19 protein-coding genes are annotated in these 20,123 nt (G+C 68.1%); 4 read left to right on the top strand and 15 right to left on the bottom strand.

Annotated features, from left to right (window positions below):
• Positions 1-690 carry an amino acid ABC transporter permease gene (locus IB278_RS21095; protein ID WP_145742107.1) on the top strand — a complete coding sequence of 230 codons (690 nt, stop codon included), beginning with the start codon at positions 1-3 and terminating at the stop codon, positions 688-690.
• Positions 691-729: 39 nt separating this feature from the next.
• Complete coding sequence (locus tag IB278_RS21090) at positions 730-1,467, top strand: amino acid ABC transporter ATP-binding protein (protein WP_145742959.1); 738 nt, start codon at positions 730-732, stop codon at positions 1,465-1,467.
• Between the two features lie 59 nt (positions 1,468-1,526).
• Here IB278_RS21090 and IB278_RS21085 read toward each other — a convergent pair whose 3' ends face one another.
• The 13 genes from IB278_RS21085 to IB278_RS21025 form a co-directional block, all read right to left on the bottom strand.
• A complete protein-coding gene (locus IB278_RS21085; protein WP_192325227.1) occupies positions 1,527-2,465 on the bottom strand; it encodes a nucleoside hydrolase in 939 nt (312 codons plus the stop codon).
• Positions 2,466-2,523: 58 nt separating this feature from the next.
• Positions 2,524-3,561, bottom strand: a complete 1,038-nt coding sequence (locus IB278_RS21080; protein WP_192325225.1) for a DctP family TRAP transporter solute-binding subunit — start codon at positions 3,559-3,561, stop codon at positions 2,524-2,526.
• Between the two features lie 369 nt (positions 3,562-3,930).
• Positions 3,931-5,229 carry a TRAP transporter large permease gene (locus tag IB278_RS21075; protein ID WP_192325223.1) on the bottom strand — a complete coding sequence of 433 codons (1,299 nt, stop codon included), beginning with the start codon at positions 5,227-5,229 and terminating at the stop codon, positions 3,931-3,933.
• Entirely contained in the window at positions 5,226-5,810 is a 585-nt protein-coding gene (locus IB278_RS21070; protein WP_145742099.1) for a TRAP transporter small permease, read from the bottom strand. Before IB278_RS21070 ends, IB278_RS21075 begins: the two co-directional genes overlap by 4 nt.
• Before the next feature lie 113 nt (positions 5,811-5,923).
• Positions 5,924-6,937 (bottom strand): Bug family tripartite tricarboxylate transporter substrate binding protein, encoded by a 1,014-nt coding sequence (locus tag IB278_RS21065; RefSeq protein WP_192325221.1) that lies wholly within the window; start codon positions 6,935-6,937, stop codon positions 5,924-5,926.
• A 56-nt stretch (positions 6,938-6,993) separates the two neighbouring features.
• Complete coding sequence (locus IB278_RS21060; RefSeq protein ID WP_192325219.1) at positions 6,994-8,937, bottom strand: acyl-CoA synthetase; 1,944 nt, start codon at positions 8,935-8,937, stop codon at positions 6,994-6,996.
• Positions 8,938-8,989: 52 nt separating this feature from the next.
• Positions 8,990-9,982, bottom strand: a complete 993-nt coding sequence (locus IB278_RS21055) for a Bug family tripartite tricarboxylate transporter substrate binding protein (protein WP_192325217.1) — start codon at positions 9,980-9,982, stop codon at positions 8,990-8,992.
• Positions 9,983-10,022: 40 nt separating this feature from the next.
• Positions 10,023-11,231, bottom strand: coding sequence for a CaiB/BaiF CoA transferase family protein (locus tag IB278_RS21050; RefSeq protein ID WP_145742092.1), 1,209 nt, complete (start codon positions 11,229-11,231; stop codon positions 10,023-10,025).
• A gap of 73 nt (positions 11,232-11,304) precedes the next feature.
• Positions 11,305-12,117, bottom strand: a complete 813-nt coding sequence (locus IB278_RS21045; RefSeq protein ID WP_145742090.1) for an oxepin-CoA hydrolase, alternative type — start codon at positions 12,115-12,117, stop codon at positions 11,305-11,307.
• Positions 12,114-13,256, bottom strand: a complete 1,143-nt coding sequence (locus tag IB278_RS21040) for an acyl-CoA dehydrogenase family protein (RefSeq protein ID WP_192325215.1) — start codon at positions 13,254-13,256, stop codon at positions 12,114-12,116. Before IB278_RS21040 ends, IB278_RS21045 begins: the two co-directional genes overlap by 4 nt.
• A gap of 12 nt (positions 13,257-13,268) precedes the next feature.
• The gene (locus IB278_RS21035) at positions 13,269-14,477 is read right to left on the bottom strand and encodes an acyl-CoA dehydrogenase family protein (protein WP_192325213.1); all 1,209 of its coding nucleotides are present in this window, start codon (positions 14,475-14,477) and stop codon (positions 13,269-13,271) included.
• 10 nt (positions 14,478-14,487) lie between these two features.
• Positions 14,488-15,678 carry an acetyl-CoA C-acyltransferase gene (locus tag IB278_RS21030; protein WP_192325211.1) on the bottom strand — a complete coding sequence of 397 codons (1,191 nt, stop codon included), beginning with the start codon at positions 15,676-15,678 and terminating at the stop codon, positions 14,488-14,490.
• Between the two features lie 29 nt (positions 15,679-15,707).
• Positions 15,708-17,843 carry a 3-hydroxyacyl-CoA dehydrogenase NAD-binding domain-containing protein gene (locus IB278_RS21025; RefSeq protein WP_192325209.1) on the bottom strand — a complete coding sequence of 712 codons (2,136 nt, stop codon included), beginning with the start codon at positions 17,841-17,843 and terminating at the stop codon, positions 15,708-15,710.
• 150 nt (positions 17,844-17,993) lie between these two features.
• Here IB278_RS21025 and IB278_RS21020 point away from each other — a divergent pair, with 150 nt between their 5' ends.
• Positions 17,994-18,926, top strand: a complete 933-nt coding sequence (locus IB278_RS21020; protein WP_192325207.1) for a LysR family transcriptional regulator — start codon at positions 17,994-17,996, stop codon at positions 18,924-18,926.
• Here the strand turns inward: IB278_RS21020 and IB278_RS21015 are convergent.
• Complete coding sequence (locus tag IB278_RS21015) at positions 18,911-19,144, bottom strand: hypothetical protein (protein WP_192325205.1); 234 nt, start codon at positions 19,142-19,144, stop codon at positions 18,911-18,913. The genes IB278_RS21020 and IB278_RS21015 overlap by 16 nt on opposite strands.
• Positions 19,145-19,244: 100 nt before the next feature.
• Here IB278_RS21015 and IB278_RS21010 point away from each other — a divergent pair, with 100 nt between their 5' ends.
• Positions 19,245-19,763 carry an ureidoglycolate lyase gene (locus IB278_RS21010; protein ID WP_192325203.1) on the top strand — a complete coding sequence of 173 codons (519 nt, stop codon included), beginning with the start codon at positions 19,245-19,247 and terminating at the stop codon, positions 19,761-19,763.
• On the opposite strand, the gene IB278_RS21005 is transcribed toward IB278_RS21010, so the two are convergent.
• Positions 19,760-20,122 (bottom strand): TfoX/Sxy family protein, encoded by a 363-nt coding sequence (locus IB278_RS21005; protein WP_145742076.1) that lies wholly within the window; start codon positions 20,120-20,122, stop codon positions 19,760-19,762. The genes IB278_RS21010 and IB278_RS21005 overlap by 4 nt on opposite strands.
• Position 20,123 lies beyond the last annotated feature (1 nt).

The raw sequence follows: 20,123 nt of genomic DNA, 5'->3' as shown, positions 1-20,123 counted from the left end.
ATGATGAATCTCGACCTGTCGTTCTACAACTGGGACGTCATCAGCAACTTCGTCGTCAAGGGCTTCTACTTCAGCATCATGCTGACGATCGTCGCCACCATCGGCGGCGTGCTCTTCGGCACCGTGCTGGCGCTCATGCGGTTGTCGGGCAAGAAGTGGCTCGACGCGCCGGCCGCCATCTACGTCAACGGCATGCGCAGCATTCCGCTGGTGATGGTGATCCTGTGGTTCTTCCTGCTGGTGCCGGCCTCGTTCTACGCGGCCTTCGGCTCCGTCGGCTCGAACTACCGCTCGGAAATCTCGGCCGTGATCACCTTCATCGCGTTCGAGGCCGCCTATTTCAGCGAGATCATGCGCGCCGGCATCCAGTCGATCCCGCGCGGCCAGGTGTATGCGGGCCAGGCGGTCGGCATGACCTACGGCCAGAACATGCGCCTGGTGGTGCTGCCGCAGGCCTTCCGCAACATGCTGCCGGTGCTGCTCACGCAGACCATCATCCTGTTCCAGGACACCTCGCTGGTCTATGCCATCGGCGCCTACGACATGCTCAAGGGCTTCGAGACCGCGGGCAAGAACTTCGGCCGCCCGATCGAGGCCTACCTGCTCGCGGCCGTGGTTTACTTCATCATGTGCTATGCCTTGTCGTGGCTCGTCAAGCGCCTCCACAAGAAGATTGCCATCATTCGCTGATCGAGTGGCTGAACCGGAGAGAAAGAAATGTCCGAAAAAATGATTGAAATCAAGAACGTCTCGAAGTGGTATGGCCCGGTGCAGGTGCTCAACGATTGTTCGGTGAGCATCTCCAAGGGCGACGTGGTGGTGGTGTGCGGGCCCTCGGGCTCGGGCAAGTCCACCCTCATCAAGACCGTGAACGCGCTCGAGCCCTTCCAGAAGGGCGAGATCACCGTCAACGGCATTCCGCTGCACGACCCCAAGACCAACCTGCCCAAGCTGCGTTCCAAGGTCGGCATGGTGTTCCAGCACTTCGAGCTGTTCCCTCACCTGTCGGTCACCGAGAACCTCACGATCGCGCAGATCAAGGTGCTCGGCCGCAGCCCCGACGAAGCCAAGGCCCGCGGCCTCAAGATGCTCGACCGCGTGGGCCTGATGGCGCACAAGGACAAGTTCCCGGGCCAGCTCTCGGGCGGCCAGCAGCAGCGCGTGGCCATTGCCCGTGCGCTCAGCATGGACCCGATCGTGATGCTGTTCGACGAGCCCACCTCGGCGCTCGACCCCGAAATGGTCGGCGAAGTGCTCGACGTGATGGTGAGCCTGGCCAAGGACGGCATGACCATGATGGTGGTCACGCACGAAATGGCTTTTGCCCGCAAGGTGGCGAGCCGCGTGATCTTCATCGACGTGGGCGGCAAGATCCTGGAAGACTGCCCGAAGGACGAGTTCTTCAGCCATCCGGAGAACCGCCAGCCGCGCACCAAGGACTTCTTGAACAAGATCCTGCAGCACTGATCCGCTGCGGCGCAAGGACAAGAGCCACGCTGTTTTGCAGCGTGGCTTTTTTTTAATGCCTACGGCAGCCGTGCGATGTGCTCCGTCAGCAGGTCGAAGAAGCCCTGCGCATCGCCATCGGCGATCCAGTTCACGTTGGGCGTGCGATGCAGGCTGCCGTGCCAGTCGGCCGCCGTCTGGCCAAAGCCCATGCCCTCGCGGCTGTCGATCTCGACGTGGATGGGCCTGCCCTTGAAGAGCGAAGGCCGCAGCAGGTAGGCCGTGACGGTGGCGTCATGCACCGGCCCGCCGGGCATGCCGTAGTGCTGCATTTCCTGCGGCGCGTAGGCGTCCAGGATGTCGGCGACGATGGCGCCGGCCCGGTTGCCGAGGCCGCGCAGCCGCGCGATGCGCTCGTCGCTCGTGAGGATCTTGTGCGTGACGTCGAGCGGCAGCATGGTGATTGGCACGCCGCACTTCAGCACGGCCTCGGCCGCATGCGGATCCGCAAACACGTTGAACTCCGCCGTGGGCGTGATGTTGCCGCCGTTGAAGTGCGCGCCGGCCATGAGCACCAGTTCGCGCAGGCCGCGCGCGATGTCGGGCGCTTGTTCAAGGGCCAGCGCCAGGTTCGTCTGCGGCCCGAGCATCGCGAGCGTGATGCTCTTTTCGGGCGCGGCGCGCAGCGTGCGGACCAGGTAGTCGACCGCATGGCCTTCGGCCAGCGGTGCGGCGGGCTCGTGCACCTTCACGCCGGTGATGCCTTCGCGGCCATGGATGTTGGCCGCGTAGATCGGCGTGCGCCGCAGCGGCCGTTCGGCGCCCGCATACACCGGAATCTCCGGCCGGCCGGCCCATTCGCAGGCGAGCCGCGCGTTGCGCGAGGTCTTGGCCAGCGGCACGTTGCCGGCCACCGTGGTCAGCGCCTGGACCGCGAGCGATTCGGGCGCCGCCAAAGCGAACAGCAGCGCGATCACGTCGTCCGCGCCGGGGTCCGTGTCGATGATCAGGGTGTGCATGGCCGCATTGTCGCGGCCCCCGCCCCCGCCCCCGCCCCGGTCCACGGGGACGCGGGCTTTACTTCTGGCGCGCCGCGATGGCTTTCTCGGCCTTGGCCACGAGGTCCGCGCCCACGGTCGACTTCCACTTGTCGTACACCGGCCGCGTGGCCTTCACGAAGGCGTCGCGCTCGGCGGGCGTGAGTTGGGTCACGGTGACGCCCATGGCGGCAATGTCCTTGAGCACCGGCTTGTCGGCTTCCACCAGGCCCTTGCGCGCGAGCGCGATTTCCTGCTTGCCGGCGTCGACGGCGGCCTGGCGCACGATGGCCTGGTCGGCCGGCGTCCACGAGGCCCAGATCTCCTTGTTGACCACGAACACCAGCGGGTCGGCCACATAGCCCCAGGTGGTCACGAATTTCTGGCCCACGGTGTGCATCTTGAGCACGGTGAACAGGAACAGCGGGTTCTCCTGGCCATCCACGGCGCCGCTGGCGAGCGCGGGCTGCGCGTCGGCCCAGCTCATTTGCGTGGGGTTGGCGCCGAGCGCGGTGAACATGTCGGAATAGATCGGCGAGCCGACCACGCGGATCTTCATGCCCTTCAGGTCGGCCGGCGACTTGATCGGCTTCTTCGAGTTGGTGATCTCGCGGTAGCCGTTCTCGCCCCAGGCGAGCGGCACCACGCCGGCCTTGTCGAGGGTCTTGAACATGTCCTTGCCGACCTCGCCCTGGGTGAGCGCGTCGATGGCCGCGTAGTCGGGCATCAGGAAGGGCATGGAGAACAGGTTGAGCTGCTTGACCTGCGGCGACCAGTTGATGGTCGAGCCCACGGCCATGTCGATCACGCCCTGGCGCAGCGCGCTGAACTCGCGCGTCTGGTCGCCCTGGATGAGCGACACGCCGGGGTAGAGCTTGATGTTGATCCGGCCCTGGGTGCGCTCCTTCACGAGGTCGGCCCAGATCTTTCCGGCCTGGCCCCAGGGCGTGGGCGGGCCGAGCACCAGGGACATCTTGTACTCGGGCTTGTAGGCGGCCTGCGCCATGGCGCCGGTCGAGAACATGCCCAGGGCGATTGCTGCGGCGGCAAGGCCGAGCAGGGTGCGGCGGAATTTCATGAGAGGTCTCCTTGTTTTCTGAACACAACTAAGCGATGGATGTTTTCGGGAACGGTAGGGGCTGGAGGTGTTCTTGGCGGTGTTGTTCAGGGCGCGTGCACAGGCCACCGGGTACTCCCCTCCGCGAATGTCCCCCGGCCTGCGGCCTCCTCCTTGATTCGCTGCGGGGAGCACCCGATGCCCTGTGCACAGTGGACGCGGCTCTGGTGCTGGCCGATCAACGACCGCTCTGACCAACGATCACGTCGATGGGGTGCCTTGCGCAGCGAAATCAAGGAGGAGCCCGAAGGGCGGGGGACATTCGCGGAGCAAGGCACCCCGTCGGCGTGATCGCACCCTGAACAAAGCATCCAAACGCACCGCCCCATTTCAGTACCCCAGCTTCCTCGGAAGCCACAAGGCAAGTTCCGGGAACGCGATCACCAGCACCATCACCACGAACATCGAGAACAGCATCCAGCCGACCCACTGCACGGTCTCTTCCATGCGCACCTTGGCAATGCGGCACGACACCATCAGGTTGACCGCGAGCGGCGGCGTGAACTGACCGAGCGCCACCTTGAGCGTGAGGATCACGCCGAACCACACCGGGTCCCATTTGTAGTACTGCACGATCGGCAGCAGCAGCGGCACGAAGATCAGGAAGATCGATACGCCGTCCAGGAACATGCCGACCGTGATCAGCAGCAGGATCAACAGCGCCAGGATGCCGTATTCGCCCAGGCCCGAATTCACGATGGCGCGCGTCACCGGGTCGATGATGCCGAGCGTCGAGAGCGAGTACGCGAAGATGCCCGCGAGCGACACCACCAGCAAAATCACCGCCGAGAGCTCGCCCGATTCGCGCAGGATGACGAACAGGTCGCGCACCTTGATGGTCCGGTGCACGCACATGCCCACGAACAGGCCGTAGAACACCGCCACCACCGCGGCTTCGGTCGGCGTGAACCAGCCCGCGCGCATGCCGCCCAGGATCAGCACCGGCGCCGCCAGGCCCCAGCTTGCATCGCGAAAGCTCTTCCAGAACGGCGGGCGCGGCAGCGTCGCTTCGAGCGCGCCCATCCTGTGCTGGCGGGCCAGCAGCACGGCCGGTATCATCAGCGCCAGGCCGGCCATCACGCCCGGGATCATGCCGGCCGCGAACAGCGCCGGCACCGAGGCGCCTGGCACCAGCACCGAATACACGATGAACGCGACCGAAGGCGGAATGAGGATGTCGGTGGCCGCCGCGGCGCCCACCACGCTGGCCGAGAAGGCGGCCGGGTAGCCTGCGCGCGACATGGCCGCGATCATCACCGCGCCCACGGCGGCGGCATTGGCCGGGCCCGAGCCCGAGATGCCGCCGAGGAACATCGCCACCGCAATGGCCACCAGCGGCAGCATGCCGGGCCCGCGCCCGACGATGGCGACCGCAAAGTTCACGAGCCGCAGCGCCACGCCCGAGCGGTCGAAGATGGAGCCCACCAGCACGAACATCGGAATGGCCAGCAGCGGGTACTTGCCGAGGCCGGCATAGAAGTTCTGCGGCACGGCCAAGAGGCCGAACCACTGGGCGTCGCTGTTGGCCAGCGCGATGCAGGCGGCGCCCGCCAGGCCCAGCGCGGCGCCGATGGGCACGCCCACCAGCATCATCGCGACGAAGGCGACGAAGAGCAGGGTGGGGATCACGATGCGTCGCCCTTGCCGCCCGGGTTCTTCGTGTCGCTGCGGTATTCCTTGCGGCCGCGGCGGACCATGAGGCCCACCGCGCGCAGCGCGATGGCGAACGATACGACCGGCAGCCAGATCGAATACCACCAGGCCGGCAGGCCGATGCCCGGCGTGGTCTCGTCGAAGCGGTAGTCGTCCCACACCATGCGGATGCTGAGCGCGCCGATCAGCGTGAACAGGATGGCGATCATGAGCGCGCCGAACTGCGCGAGCCGCTTGCGCCTCGCCATGGAGCCGCTTTCGGAAAAGTATTCGATGCGGATGTGCCGGTCGCGCGCCACCGCGGCCGAGCCGGCCACCAGCGCCAGCATGATCATCAGGAAGACCGAGAACTCTTCGGTCCACGCGAACGAAGAGTCGGTGAAGTAGCGCACCAGCACGTTGGCAAAGGTGATGAGCGCCAGCGCGCCCATGATGATGACGGTGAGCCAGTCCTCGATGGCGAGCGGCACCCGGGTGGGCTCGTCGGCGGCTTCGATGTCGGGGGGAAGGGGGCTGGCGGCGTCCAGCAGGGGGCCGGACTCGTTGGGAGTGGTCATCGAGAGGGAGGGGGAAAGCAGCTATGGATGGTAACGATCCATGCCCATTCGTTCATCGGGGTTTTCCTAAGCTGCGGCCCCGCTCCGCTCCCCTCCGGCCCTCCCGGAACGGGCTACTCGAGCTTGGCGCCCGACTCCTTGATCAGGCGCTCCCAGACCGGGCTTTCCTTCTTGTAGATGGCGGCAAAGGCCTCGGGCGAGCTCTCCTTCAGGTCGAAGCCCATCGCCGCCACGCGCGCCTGCACGTCGGGCTGGCGCGTGGCCTTGCCCACCTCTTCGGCAATGCGCTGCACGATCGGCCTGGGCGTGCCGGCCGGCATGGCAATCGCGAGCCAGCCGGCCACGCGGTAGGCCTCGTCGTCCAGGCCCTGCTCGGCCAGCGTGGGCACGCCGGGGAGCGTGGCCATGCGGCGCTCGCCACTCACGCCGATGGCCTTGAGCTTGCCGGCCTCGATGTGCGGCTTGGCCACCAGCGCGCTGGCAAAGGCCATCTGGATCTGGCCGCCGATCAGGTCCTGCAGCATCGGCGCCTCGCCCTTGTAGGCGACGTGGTTCATCTCGGCCTTCTGCGTGAGGCTCATGTGCGCGCCGGCCAGGTGCGGATAGGCGCCCACGCCGTACGAACCGTAGGCCACCTTGCCCTTGTTGGCGGCCACGTATTTCAGGAGCTCGGCCCCGCTCTTCACGGGCACGCTGGGGTGCACCACCAGCACCAGCGGCGCGGTGGCGATCTGGTAGACCAGCGTGAGGTCGCGCTGCGTGTCGTAGGGCAGCTTCTGGTAGAGGAACTGGTTGGTGAGCAGCGAATTGCTCAGCGCCAGCACCAGGGTGTAGCCGTCGGCCGGCGCCTTGGCCACCGCGTCGGTGCCGATGATGCCGGCGGCGCCCGGCTTGTTGTCGATGATCACGGGCTGGCCCAGGCCCGCCGCCATCTTCTCGCCGATCACGCGGGCCAGCACGTCGGTGGCGCCGCCCGCGGCAAAGGGCACCACCATGCGGATCGGCTTGCTCGGATAGGCCTGCGCCCAGGCGGCCGTGGAAGTGGCCGCGATCGCGAGCGAGGCGATGCCGCAGTGCAGGGCGCGGCGGGTGACGCCGCGCATGGTGGTGGTGAAAGTTGCGCTCATGTTCGATGTCTCCGGCTGTCGTTGTTGTCTGTCGAAAAAAAGAAGCGGGCGCGCGGCTATTCGGCCAATACCTGGGTCTTGAAGGGAAGCGCCTCGAGCGCCGTGCGGATTCGCGCCTGCAGCGGCGCCGCGAGCGCGCCCGCGGCCGCGGCATCGATGCGCACCTGCACCAGGCTGTCGCCCTCGCTGCGCACGCGCGGCCGGGCGGCCGGCGCCACGCCGAGCTCGCTGCAGACCTGCGCCACCGCGTCTGCCACCACGCGGCTGGCGGCCATGGCGCGCAGCTCGGGCTTGTAGATCTTGCCGACGTTGGTCATCGGCATCTGCTCGATGACGGTCACCGAGCGGGGCCTGGCCGGCGCCTCGTCGACGCGGGCGGCGGTGAAGGCCAGCAGTTCGTCCTCGGTGGCCGAGGCGCCGGGCACCAGCGTGGCGAAGACCACCGGCAGCTCGCCCGCATAGGCATCGGGCGCACCCACCGCGGCGCACAGCTGCACCGCGGGATGCGCGCCCAGCGCGTCCTCGATCACCTTCGGGTCGATGTTGTGGCCGCTGCGGATGATCAGGTCCTTCGAGCGGCCGCTGAGGTTGAGCCTGCCCTCGCCGTCGATCCAGCCCAGGTCGCCGGTGGCGAGCCAGCCGTCGGCCGTGAAGGCCTTGGCGTTGTCGGCCGGATCGACGAAGCCCGAGAACAGGTTGGGCGACTTGAACAGCACCATGCCCTGCTCGCCGGGCGGCAGCTCGCGGTCGCTGGCGTTGCCGTTCTCGTCGAGCGCCACGATGCGCATCCGCATGTAGGGCAGCGCAAAGCCGACGCAGCCCGCGGGCCCGTCCACGCCCGGCGGCGTGATGGTCGAGATGCCGGCCATCTCGGTCATGCCCAGGCTCTCGTGCACATGCAGGCCGAACAGGCGCTCGAAGCGCGCGGCCAGCTCCGGCGAGAGCACGGCGGCGCCCGTGCGGCAGTAGCCGATCGAGGAGATGTCGGCGCCGTCCAGCGGCACGTTCGCGAGCGCCGCCAGCACCGTGGGCACGGCCGAGAGCGAGGTCGGCCGGAATTTTTCGACCAGCTTCCAGTAGTTGGCGAGCACCTCCTTGTTGCGCAGCAGCGAGGTGGTCGGAATGATCACTTCCATGCCCGCCGAGAGCGAGGCCAGCGAGGCCGGCAGCACGCCCGCCACGTGGAACAGCGGATAGCCGTTGATCGATATGCCCTCTTCGTTCATGCCCGCGACCTGCACGCTGGCCCAGGCCGTGAACACCTGCGCGCCGTGGCTGTGGCGCGCGAGCTTCGGCGCGCCGGTGGTGCCGCCGGTGTGGAAGTAGGCGGCGATGTCGGCCGGCGCGATGTCGCGGCCGCTCACGAGGCGGTCGGCCGGCTGTGCCGAACGCAGCAGGTCGAAGTCGGCCACGCCTTCAGGCAAGGGACCTGCTCCGCCCGGCGCTTCGTCATGCGGCGCCACGCGCAGCACGGTCGTCAGCGTCGGTACCTGGCCGCGCAGGCGCATCGCCTTCGACCACATGCCCGATTCGCCGTCCGAACCGTAGGCGACCAGCACCTTGGCGCGGCCGGCGGTCATCAGCGCCACCAGCTTCTCGTCGGTCAGCAGCGGATTGAGCGGCTGCACGATGCCGGCTGCCTCGCCGCCCCAGAGCGCGAGGTGGTATTCGAGGCAGCCCGGCAGCAGCACCGCCACCGCATCCTGCGGGCCCACGCCCAGGGCGTGCAGCATGTTCGCGGTCTGGTGGATGCGCGCCAGCAGTTCGGCGTACGACCAGCGGATCGGCGCGTCGGCCGGGTTGCCGGTGCGCAGGAAGGTCAGCGCGGTCTTGCCGCCGAAGGCCGCGCCCGCGTTGCGGAAGATCTCGTAGGTGCTGCGGACCGTCAGCGCCTCTTCGAGCGGGGTCTCCTCGAGCTTGCGGATGTCGGCAAGGCTGCGGACCGGGAGCGTCGGGCGGAAGGGTGCGCCGGCCGCGTTCGTCTTGTTGCTGTCTGCCATGGCGTGTCTCCTGGATATTGTTGTGTTGCCGGCCGCGCGCAAAAGCGCTGTTCTACTGGTTCGTGATCTTGTTGTCGCGGATGACCTTGCCCCAGCGCTCGAAATCCTGGCGCATGCGCGTGCCCGTCTGCTCCGGCGTGCCGTAGGCCGCGAAGGAACCGACGCCCTCGAGCTTGTCCTGCACTTCCTTGTCGGCGAGCGCGGCCTTGAGCTCGGCGCTCATGCGATCGACCACGTCCTTGGGCGTGCCCGCCGGTGCCAGCAGGCCGCCCCACGAGGTCGCATCGAAGCCCGGGAAGCCCTGCTCGGCGACCGTCTTCACATCGGGCAGCAGGCTCACGCGCTTGCCCGAGCCGACCGCGATGGCGCGCAGCGTGCCCGAGCGGATGTGCGGCATCACCGCCACCAGGTCCGAGAACATCGCAGGCACCTGCCCGCCGATCAGGTCGGTCACCGCCGGTGCGCTGCCGCGGTAGGGCACGTGCTGCATCTCGAACTTGCCGATGTTTTTGAGCTGCTCGGTCGTCAGGTGGCCGAAGCTGCCCGCGCCGGCGGTCGTGTAGTTGAGCTTGCCGCCCTCGGCCTTGGCCTTGGCGATCAGGTCCTGCAGGCCGTTCACGCCGGGCAGTACCTTGGGGTTGACCACCATCACGATCGGCAGGTCGTACACCGTGCCCACGGGCGTGAAGCTCTTGAAGATGTCGTAGGGCGTCTGGCCGTACAGGTGCGCGGCCAGCAGCGTGGGCGTGGCCAGCATCACGAAGCTGTAGCCGTCGGGCGCGGCCTTGGCGGCCGCCGCCGCGCCGATGGTGCCCGAGGCGCCGCTGCGGTTGTCGATCAGGATGTTCTGCTTCAGGCCCTGCGACATCTTCTGCGCCACGATGCGCGTGGCGACGTCGGTCGGTCCGCCGGGCGGAAAGGGCACGATGACGGTGATCGGCTTGGCCGGCCAGGCCTGCGCGAAGGCAGCGCCGGCGACGAGCGGAAGGGCGAGTGCGAGAAGGGCGCGGCGAACGGGACTGCGGGGGGAGGAAAGGGATGCCATTGGGTCTTGTCTACTTTGGAAATGCGGGCGCCTGTCTTGTTCAGACGACACCACTTGTCTTCAATGCCGCCAGCTTCTCGTCCGACAGGCCGAGCAGGGACTGCAGCACCTCGTGCGTGCCTTCGCCCAGTTGCGGCGGCGCGCTGCGCACGGGCAGGCGCTCGCCGTCGAAGCGGTAGGGCGGCGCCAGCACGTTGACCTTGCCGGCCACCGGATGCGGCTGCTCGGTGACGAGGCCGGCATCGGTCGCGCGCCTGGAGTTGAGCGCTTCGAGCAGGCCCAGCACTTCGCCGCAGGGAATGCCCGAGGCGCTGAGCTTGGCCAGCAGGTCGGCGCGCGGGCGCCTGGCGAGCTCGGCGTGCAGCTCGGGCAGCAGCACCGCGCGGTTCGCCGAGCGCAGGATGTTGGTCTTGAAGCGCTCGTCGGCCGCAAGGTCGGGCCGCTCGATCACCTCGGTGCAGAAGCGTGCGAACTGGGCGTTGTTGCCCACCGTGATGACCAGCGGGCCGTCGGCCGCATCGAACACGCCGTAGGGCACGATCGACGGATGCGAGTTGCCGTAGCGCGGCGGGTCTTCGCCCATCAGCAGCGCTTCGAGGCCGTAGTAGGCGGTGATCATCAGGCCGCAGTCGAACAGGGCCATCTCCACATGGCGCCCCTTGCCGGTCTTCTCGCGCTGGTAGAGCGCCGCGAGCACGGCCTGCGCCGAGTACATGCCGGTGAACAGGTCGACCATGGCCACGCCGAACTTCAGCGGCGGCTGGCTGGCCTCGCCGTTGAGCGCCATCAGGCCGGCCTCGCCCTGCACCACGAGGTCGTAGCCCGGGCGCGCGGCCTCGGGGCCGGTGCGGTCATAGCCCGAGATCGAGCAGTAGATGAGGCCCGGATGCTCCTTGCTGAGCTGCTCGTAGCCCAGGCCCAGCTTGTCGATGCCGCCGAACTTGAAGTTCTGGATCACCACGTCGCACTGCTTGGCGAGGTCGCGCGCGATCTGCTGGCCTTCGGGCGTCTGCAGGTCGAGCGTGACCGAGCGCTTGTTGCGGTTCACGCTGTTGAAGTAGGCGGTCTCGGTCTTGCCGACGCGCAGCCCCCAGTCGCGCGTGTCGTCGCCGCGGCCCGGATGCTCGACCTTGATGACCTCGGCGCCCATGTCGGCCAGCACCATGCCGCACCAGGGGCCCGCAAGGATGCGGGACAGATCGAGGACACGCACGCCGGCCAGCGGCAGCGAGGAATTCAGCATGGGCATGAGAGCAGCTCCCTTGAAACGAGAAAGCCCCGCGGCGTGCGCGAGGCGTGAAAGTGGGGTCGTGCGGCCGGCGTCAGGGTGCGTCCTGCTTCTTGCGGCGCAGCGCGGAAAAGTCCGCGCGGCGCTTGCCGAGGAAGGCGCCGATGCCTTCGGCCGCCTCGTCGTCGGCCTGCGACTCGACCATGAAAACGGCCTCGGCTTCGAGCTGCTGCTCGAGCGTGGCGCGGTGCGCCTGGCGGCACAGCGCCTTGATGCGTGCGCTTGCGCGCTCGGGACCGTCGGCCACCTTGGCCGCGAGCGCGATGGCCTCGGCCAGCGCGGCGCCCTTGTCGGTCAGGCGGTTGACGGCGCCCAGCGCATGCAGGCGCTCGGCCGTCATGCGGTCGCCGGTCAGGCACATCTCGGTCAGCACCTGGCGCGAGACGAACTCCGCGAGGAAGGCGGTGGCGCCGCCGTCGGGCGTGAGGCCGACCTTGACATAGGCGACCGTGTAGAACGCGTCGCGCGCCGACACCAGCATGTCGCAGGCCAGCGCCATCGACAGGCCCGCGCCCGCTGCACCGCCTTCGACGGCCGCAATGACCGGCTTGCCGAAATCGCGGATGTCGCGGATCAGGTCGTGCAGGCCTTCGAGCTTTTCGCGGCGTTCCGCAGCGGGCAGTTCGCGGCGCTTGGCCAGCAGGTTCAGGTCGCCGCCCGAGCAGAAGAAATCGCCCGCGCCGGTGAAGACGACGGCGCCCACTTCGGGGTCGTTTGCGGCATCGGCGAGCGCGGCGCTCAGCTCCGCGTACAGCGTTGGCGTGATCGCATTGCGCGCGCCGGGATTGCTGTTGGTCAGGATGCGGACGGCACCCTGCTGCGAGATCAGGACGGTCTTGTCCGTCATGCGCTCATCTCCTTGCCCAGCGCAATGTAGCGCTGCAGGTGGTGGTCTTCGTCGCCGAGCTGATGGTCGATCATCACGAGCCGCTTGGCGTAGTGCGGCAGCGGCAGCTCCCAGGTCATGCCGATGCCGCCGTGCATCTGGATGCTCTCTTGCGCCACCAGCGCGCCGATGCGGCCGATGCTGAACTTGGCAGCCGACAGCGCGCGCTCGCGCGCCACGCGGTCGGTGCCGTCGATGGCGGCGGCGGCGTTGATCACGGCCGAGCGGGCCTGTTCGATCTCGAGCAGCAGGTCGGCCATGCGGTGCTGCAGCGCCTGGAAGCTGCCGATCAGCATGCCGAACTGCTTGCGCGTGCGCAGGTAGTCGAGCGTGGCGGCCTTGGCGGCTTCCATCGCGCCCAGCGCTTCGGCGCAGAGCGCGAGCACGCCGCGGCCGATGGCGCGTTCCAGCGTGGCATGGCCCTGGCCTTCGGCGCCCAGCAGCGCATCGGCGCCCAGCTTCACGCCGTCGAGCGTGAGCTCGGCGACCCGGCCGCCGTCGATGGCGGGGCAGCCGCGTACCGAAAGGCCTGCGGTCTTCGCGGGCACGAGGAACAGCGAGATGCCGGCTTCGTCGTCGACCTTGCCCGAGCTGCGGGCCGAGACCAGGAACAGGTCGGCCTGCTCGCCTTGCGGCACCACGGCCTTGGCGCCATGCAGCACCCAGCCCTCGCCGCTGCGCTCGGCACGGGTTGCCACGCGCGTGCGTTCGTAGTGCGTGTCGGGCTCGTCATGTGCGAAGGCCGCGACGGTCGCGCCATTGATGATGTCGCCGAGCATTTGCTTCTGCGCATCGCTGCCGGCCGCGCTGATCGCCTCGCCGACCATCACCGCACCCAGCAGCGGCTCGACCACGAGCCCGCGGCCCAGCGCCTCGAAGACCACCGCAATGTCGAAGCCCCCGCCGCCGAAGCCGCCATCGGCCTCGCTGAACAGCGCGCCGATCACGCCCAGTTCGGCGAACTGCTGGAAGATCTCCTTGCTGAAACCGTGCTCGGACTTCGCGATGCGGTCGCGCGCATCGAAGGCGTACTGCTCGGCGATGAAGCGGTTCAGACTGTCGGCGAGCATGCGCCGGTCTTCGGTGTGTTCGAAGTTCACTGCATGTCTCCTTTACAGGCCCAGGATCATCTTGGAGATGATGTTCTTCTGGATTTCATTGGAGCCGCCGAAGATCGACAGCTTGCGGTTGTTGAAGTAGCGCGCGGCTGCGGCCGATGCATAGGCCGGGCCGACGGTCTCGCCCTCGAAGCCGTCGTGCAACGCTTCCTCGATGAAGGGCCGGCCGTAGACGCCCATCGCGCGGCGCGCGAGCGACGAGATATCCTGCCGGATCTCGGTGCCGCGGATCTTGAGCATCGAGCTTTCCGCGCCCGGCACGCCGCCGCCGGCCACCGCCGCGATCACGCGCAGGTTGGTGGTCTTCATGTTTTCCAGGTCGATCTCGACACGCGCCATGCGCGCGGCAAACGCCGGGTCTTCGGCCAGCGGCTTGCCGTTCTTCGTCTGCGTGGCCGCAATGCCCTTGAGCTGTTCGAGCGCAGCCACCGAGAAGCCCACGCCCGCGATGTTGGTGCGCTCGTAGGTCAAGAGGTACTTGGCGCAGGTCCAGCCCTTGTCCTCTTCGCCCACGAGGTTCTCGGCCGGCACGCGCACGTCGGAGAAGAACACCTCGTTCACTTCATGCTCGCCATCGAGCGTGATGATCGGCCGCACTTCCACGCCGGGCGATGTCATGTCGATCAGGAGGAAGCTGATGCCTTCCTGCTTCTTCGCCTCGCGATTCGTGCGCACCAGGCAGAAGATCATGTTGGCGTGCTGGCCCAGCGTGGTCCAGGTCTTCTGGCCGTTCACGATGTAGTGGTCGCCCTGCGCGTCGATGCCGCGCACGGCCGAGGTCTTCACGGCAGCCAGGTCGGAGCCCGCGCCGGGTTCCGAATAGCCCTGGCACCACCAGTCGTCGCCGTTCAGGATGCGCGGCAGCCAGTACTTCTTCTGCGCCTCGTTGCCGTACTTGATGAGCACCGGGCCCAGCATGTTCACGCCGAAGGGCACGATGCGCGGCGCGAAGGCCAGCGCGCATTCGTGCTCGAAGATGAACTTCTCCACCGCCGTCCAGCCGGGGCCGCCGTACTGCTCGGGCCAGTGGTTGGCGAGCCAGCCGCGTTCGTTGAGGATGGCGTGCCATTCCTGCATGTCGGCCTTCGCGAGGATCTTGCCGCTGCGCACTTTCTCGGACAGCCGCACCGGCAGCTTGGCCGCCAGGAAGGCGCGCACCTCGCTGCGGAAGGCTTCTTCTTCGGTCGTGAAGTTCAGGTCCATCGCAGGCTCCTCAATAAATTTCGAACAGGCCCGCGGCGCCCATGCCGCCGGCAATGCACATCGTGACCACCGCGTACTTCACGCCGCGGCGCTTGCCTTCGATCAGCACATGGCCCGTGAGGCGCGCGCCGGTCATGCCGAAGGGGTGGCCGATGGAGATTGCGCCGCCGTTCACGTTGAGCAGTTCCGACGGAATGCCCAGCTTCTCCTGGCAGTAGATCGACTGCGAAGCGAAGGCTTCGTTGAGTTCCCACAGGCCGATGTCCTCGACCTTCAGGCCGTGGCGCGCGAGCAGCTTGGGCACCGCGAACACCGGGCCGATGCCCATCTCGTCGGGTTCGCAGCCGGCCACCGCAAGGCCGCGGAAGGCGCCCAGCGGCTGGAGGTTGGCGCGCTCCGCATCCTTCGCTTCCATCAGCACGCAGGCCGAGGCGCCATCGGACAGCTGCGAGGCGTTGCCGGCGGTGATGAACTTGTCGTCGCCCATCACCGGCTTGAGCTTGGCGAGCGCCTCGTAGGTGGTGCCGCGGCGGTTGCAGTTGTCTTCGGTGGCGGTGACTTCGCGGTAGCTGACTTCCTTGGTTTCCTTGTCGGTCACCGCCATGGTGGTGGTGCAGGCGACGATCTCGTCCCTGTAGCGGCCGGCCAGCTGCGCCTCTTCGGTCTTGCGCTGGCTCTCGGCCGAGAAGCGGTCCTGCGCTTCGCGGCTGATGCCGTAGCGCTGGGCCACGATGTCGGCGGTCTCGATCATCGCCATGTAGAGCGCGGGCTTGTGCTGGACGATCCACGGGTCCATGCCGCTGTCGCCGGCATCGGTGGCGCTGCGCGAGCGGATCTGCGAGATGCTTTCCACGCCGCCCGCGATCATGGCCGGCGCGCCGTCCACCACGATGCGGCCCGCCGCCATCGCGATCGCCTGCAGGCCCGAGGCGCAGAAACGGTTGACCGTGGTGCCGGCGATGGAGATCGGCAGACCCGCGCGGATGATGGCCTGGCGCGCGATGTTGCGGCCCGTGGTGCCTTCGGGGTAGCCGCAGCCGAGGATCGCGTCCTCGATCAGCGCGGGGTCCAGGCCGGAGCGCTCGACCGCGGCCTTCACCGCAAAGGCCGCGAGCGTGGGGCCCGGGGTGATGTTGAACTCGCCGCGGTGCGCCTTGGTGAGCGGGGTGCGGGCGGTGGAAACGATGACGGCTTCGCGCATGGGGATGGCTCCTGGACGGCTGGCTCTGGTTACTCGGATTGATTCAGGCTGGCGAAATCGGCACCGCGCTCGACCAGTTCCACCAGCAGCGGCGAAGGCTTCCAGAAGATCGGGTCTTCTTTCGCGAACTCGCGGATGTCGGCCAGCACTTTCGGCAGGCCCACGGTGTCTGCGTACTTCATCGGGCCGCCGCGGTGCCGCGGAAAGCCGTAGCCATAGAGGAAGGTCACGTCCACGTCGAGCGGGCGCAGCGCGATGCGCTGGAGCACCACGTTGGCGCCCTCGTTGATCATCGCGGCCATGTAGCGGCGCATGATTTCTTCCTCGGTGAAGGCGCGCGGCGTGATGCCGGCGCGCTCGCGCTCGGCGTCGATGATGGCCAGCACCTCGGGGTCGGGCTGGCCGGTGCGCGCGCCTTCGGGGTACAGGTAGTAGCCGCGCTGCGTTTTCTGGCCGAACCAGCCGCGCTCGCAGATGCGGTCGGCCACCTGCACGTAGCGCGCCTGTGGATCGCGCGTGGCGGCCTTGCGCTTGCGCGTGGCCCAGCCGATGTCGCCGCCCGCGAGGTCCGACACCTGGAACGGGCCCATCGGGTAGCCGAAGTTGCGCACCGCCTCGTCGATCTGGTAGGGAGACGCGCCGTCTTCCATCATGTGGTCGGCGGCCTGGCGGTACACCGCGAGGATGCGGTTGCCGATGAAGCCGTCGCACACGCCGGCGCGCACCGGCACCTTCTTCAATTTCTTCGCGAGCTCGAAGCCGGTGGCGACCACGTCGGCGCTGACCTTGGCGGGCACCACGATCTCGAGCAGCTTCATGATGTTGGCCGGCGAGAAGAAGTGCAGGCCCACCACGTCCTGCGGACGCGAGATGCTGTCGGCGATCTCGTCGATGTCCAGGTACGAGGTGTTGGTGGCGAGCACCGCGCCGCGCTTGCACACGCGGTCGAGTTCGGCGAACACGGCCTTCTTGACGCCCATCTCTTCGAACACGGCCTCGACCACGATGTCGACCTGTGCCAGCGCGTCATAGCTCGTCGAGCCCGAGAAGCGCGCCATCACGCTGTCCTTGGCCTCGGGCGTCATGCGGCCCTTCTTGATCAGGCCGTCGTACACCTTCTCGACATTGGCGCGGCCGCGCGCGAGCTGGGTATCGTCGCGCTCGATCATGGTCACGGGCAGGCCTGCGTCGAGCATCGCCACCGCAATGCCCGCTCCCATGGTGCCGCCGCCGACGATGCCGGCCGATGCGAGCGCGCGCGGCGCGGCGGACCGGGTCTCGGGCGCCTTCAGCACTTCGCGCTCGGCGAAGAAGGCGTGGATCAGGCCGGCGCGTTGCGGGCTGTCGATGCATTGCAAAAACAGCTTGCGCTCCAGCGCCATGCCTTCGTCGAAGGACAGCGTGAGCGCGGCTTCGACGGCCTCGATGATCTTCATCGGTGAGAACAGGCCGCGGCTCTTCTTGGCGGTTTCGGCGCGAGCGGCTTCGAGGGCGGCGCGGCTGGCTTCCTTGTCGACCAGGCCGGCGGCCTCGCGCGTGCGGCGCACGGGCGCCTTGGCGGCGACCAGTTCCTTCGCATAGGCGAGGCCTTCGGCGCGCGCGTCGGCGTCGTTGCCGAGGCGGTCGACCAGGCCGAGCGACAGCGCTTCCTTCGCGCCCGCATGGCGGCCGCTGAGCATCAGTTCGAGCGCGGGCTTCACGCCGATCAGGCGCGGCGCGCGCTGCGTGCCGCCCGAGCCGGGCAGGAGTCCGAGCTGCACTTCGGGCAGGCCAAGCTTGGCCGACGGTGCGGCCAGGCGGTAGTGCGCCGACAGCGCCACTTCGAGCCCGCCGCCGAGCGCGGCGCCGTGGATGGCGGCGACCACCGGCTTGCTGCAGTTCTCGATCTTCAGGCACACCTCGGGCAGCGAAGGCGGCTGCGGCGTCTTGCCGAACTCGCGGATGTCGGCTCCGGCGATGAAGTTGCGGCCCGCGCCGACGATCAGCACCGCGGCAGCGGCGCCGTCGGCCTCGGCCGCCTCGATGGCGGCCACGAGGCCGCGGCGCACATCCACGCCCAGGGCGTTGACGGGCGGGTTGTCGATGGTTACCACGAACACGTCGCCAAGACGCTCGAAGCTGACGGGACCGGAAGACGTGGAGGGGCTGGAGGATGTGGTGGCCATGTGCTTTGTCTCTTGCGTGGCGAGCCCTGCTGCAAACGCGAGGGGCCCGAGGCTCTGGGGTGAACCCCGCATTCTTGGCCCGTGCCGGTGCTTTGACAATTGCATAGGCCATTGACAGACTGTCAAAGGATTTTTGACACAATCCGCTGCATGGACCTCCAATCGCTGACCCTGCTGGTGGAAATCCTTGACGCCGGCAACCTGAGCGCGGCCGCGCGCCGGCTCAAGATGAGCCGCGCCAACGTCAGCTACCACCTGAACCAGCTGGAGCGCTCGGTCGGCGCCCAGCTGGTGCGGCGCACCACGCGCCGCGCCGAACCGACCGAGATCGGCCTGCGCCTGTACCAGCACGGCGTGGCCATCCAGGCCGAGCTGCTGGCCGCAAAGGAATCGGTCACGACGCTGGGCCAGGGCCTGCAGGGCCGCGTGCGGCTGAGCGTGCCCAGCGGCTACGGGCAGCTGGTGATGGCCGGCTGGCTGATCGACTTCAAGCGGCAGTACCCCGGCATCGTGCTGGACGTGGTGTTCGAGAACCGCATCGAGGACCTGCTGCGCGACGAGGTCGACATCGCGATCCGCGTGATTCCCGAGCCGCCGCAGAACCTGGTGGCGCGCGAGATGGGGCCGGTGCGCTACGTGGCCTGCGCGTCAAGCGGCTATGCGCAGAAGCATCCGCTGCCGGTGCAGCTCGACGAACTGCAGGGCGCGCCCGTGGTCACCGCCGCGGTCATCGGCCGGCAGCTGCGCGTGTCGGCCTACCAGGGCCAGAATCTGGGAGAGGTGCGGCGCGAGGTGATCCTGGAGCCGACGCTGATCTCGGAGAATTTTTTATTCCTGCGCCAGGCCATCCTCGCGGGCCTGGGCATTGGCCTGGTGCCCGACTACGTGGTGCAGGAGGACGTGCGCAAGGGCGACGTGGTGACCACGCTGGACGATTGGCGCCTTTCGATCTTCGGCACGCAGATGTTCATGCTCTACATGCCCAACCGGCAGCACACGCGGGCGATCCGCACCTTCATCGATTTCATCCTGGAGCAGGTGCGGGCGCCCGGCACGGAACCGGGCGATCAGTCGCAGCGGTAGCTGACTTCGCCCGCCGGCGCGCCGGTTGCCGCCGCCTTCGGATCGAGGAAGCGCATCGGCGCGCCGAAGTTGCGGCAGTAGGCTTCGGCCTCCTGCACGGTGGGCGACTCGAATACACCGTCGCCGAGCCAGCTGACGCGCGGCGCGGGGCCCGATGCGCACGCTGCGACAAGAAGAGCGGCTGGAACGGGGAGGCAAAGGATGAGGGAGCGTCGCATCGGGAAGCGCTGGCTGCGCAGGTGAGGGCGAAAGAGAAAAGGGGCCCGCGGACTGTAGCGCCTGGTGACCATCGGCATGTTTTCTGCTGTACTCCGCCGCATGAACGATGCTGCTCCCCAAGCCCCGGTAATGCTCGCGGCGCAAGCGCTGACACCCGAGGCCTTCGCGCCCTACGGCACGGTACTGGCCGCGCCCGCCGGCGCGGGACGCCTGATCAATGGCGGCAATGCCGAACGCTTCGACCTCGTCGGCGACCTGCAGCTCGGCGCGCAGGGCGGCCGGCCGATGCTTGCGCTGTTCCGCGCGCAGGCGCGGCGTTTTCCGCACGAAGTCGCGGAGTTGGAGCGCCACGCGCTGGGCAGCCAGACTTTCGTGCCGCTGGGCGAGCGGCGCTTCGTCATCGTCGTGGCGCCGGCCGGCGAAGCGCCCGCGCCTGGTGCGCTTGCTGCGTTCGTCACCGACGGGCTGCAAGGCGTGACGCTCGCGCCCGGCACCTGGCACCACGCGCTGCTGGCGGTGGATGCGGGCGACTTCGTGGTGGTGGAGCGGGCTGCGGCGAGTGTCGATTGCGATACCTGCGCGCTGGCGGCGCAGGTGGTCGTCGACTGGCACAACTAGGCGCTCTTGCCGGCCGGTTTCTTTTTCTTCAGGCCTTGCGCCGCGAGAACGGATTCCCTTGCCAAGGCGGCCAGCGCCTCATGGTCCTCGATGATCTCGATGGGCACCTCGAAGTACTTCCTGACCTGGACCCGCCGCGCCCTGGTGTCGTAGGCAAAGCAGGTGCTGCCGAGTTTCTCGTACCTGGGCCGGGTGTTCTCGTCCACGACGAAGTAGAGGCTGCCGCCCATGACCATCGCGAACTGCGTGGCGTGGGCCGAGAGGCCGGTGCCGCCGAAGAAGCGGTTCGTCGTGATGCCGCCGATTCCAGAGAGCCGGTCGACGATGAAATCCACGAATTGCGGCGAGGCCTGCGACATG

Origin of the sequence: Variovorax sp. VRV01 (genome assembly GCF_014852545.1) — a bacterium.
In the GTDB taxonomy this organism is placed as follows: domain Bacteria; phylum Pseudomonadota; class Gammaproteobacteria; order Burkholderiales; family Burkholderiaceae_C; genus Variovorax; species Variovorax beijingensis_A.
This window is presented reverse-complemented; position numbering and strand designations above follow the sequence as displayed.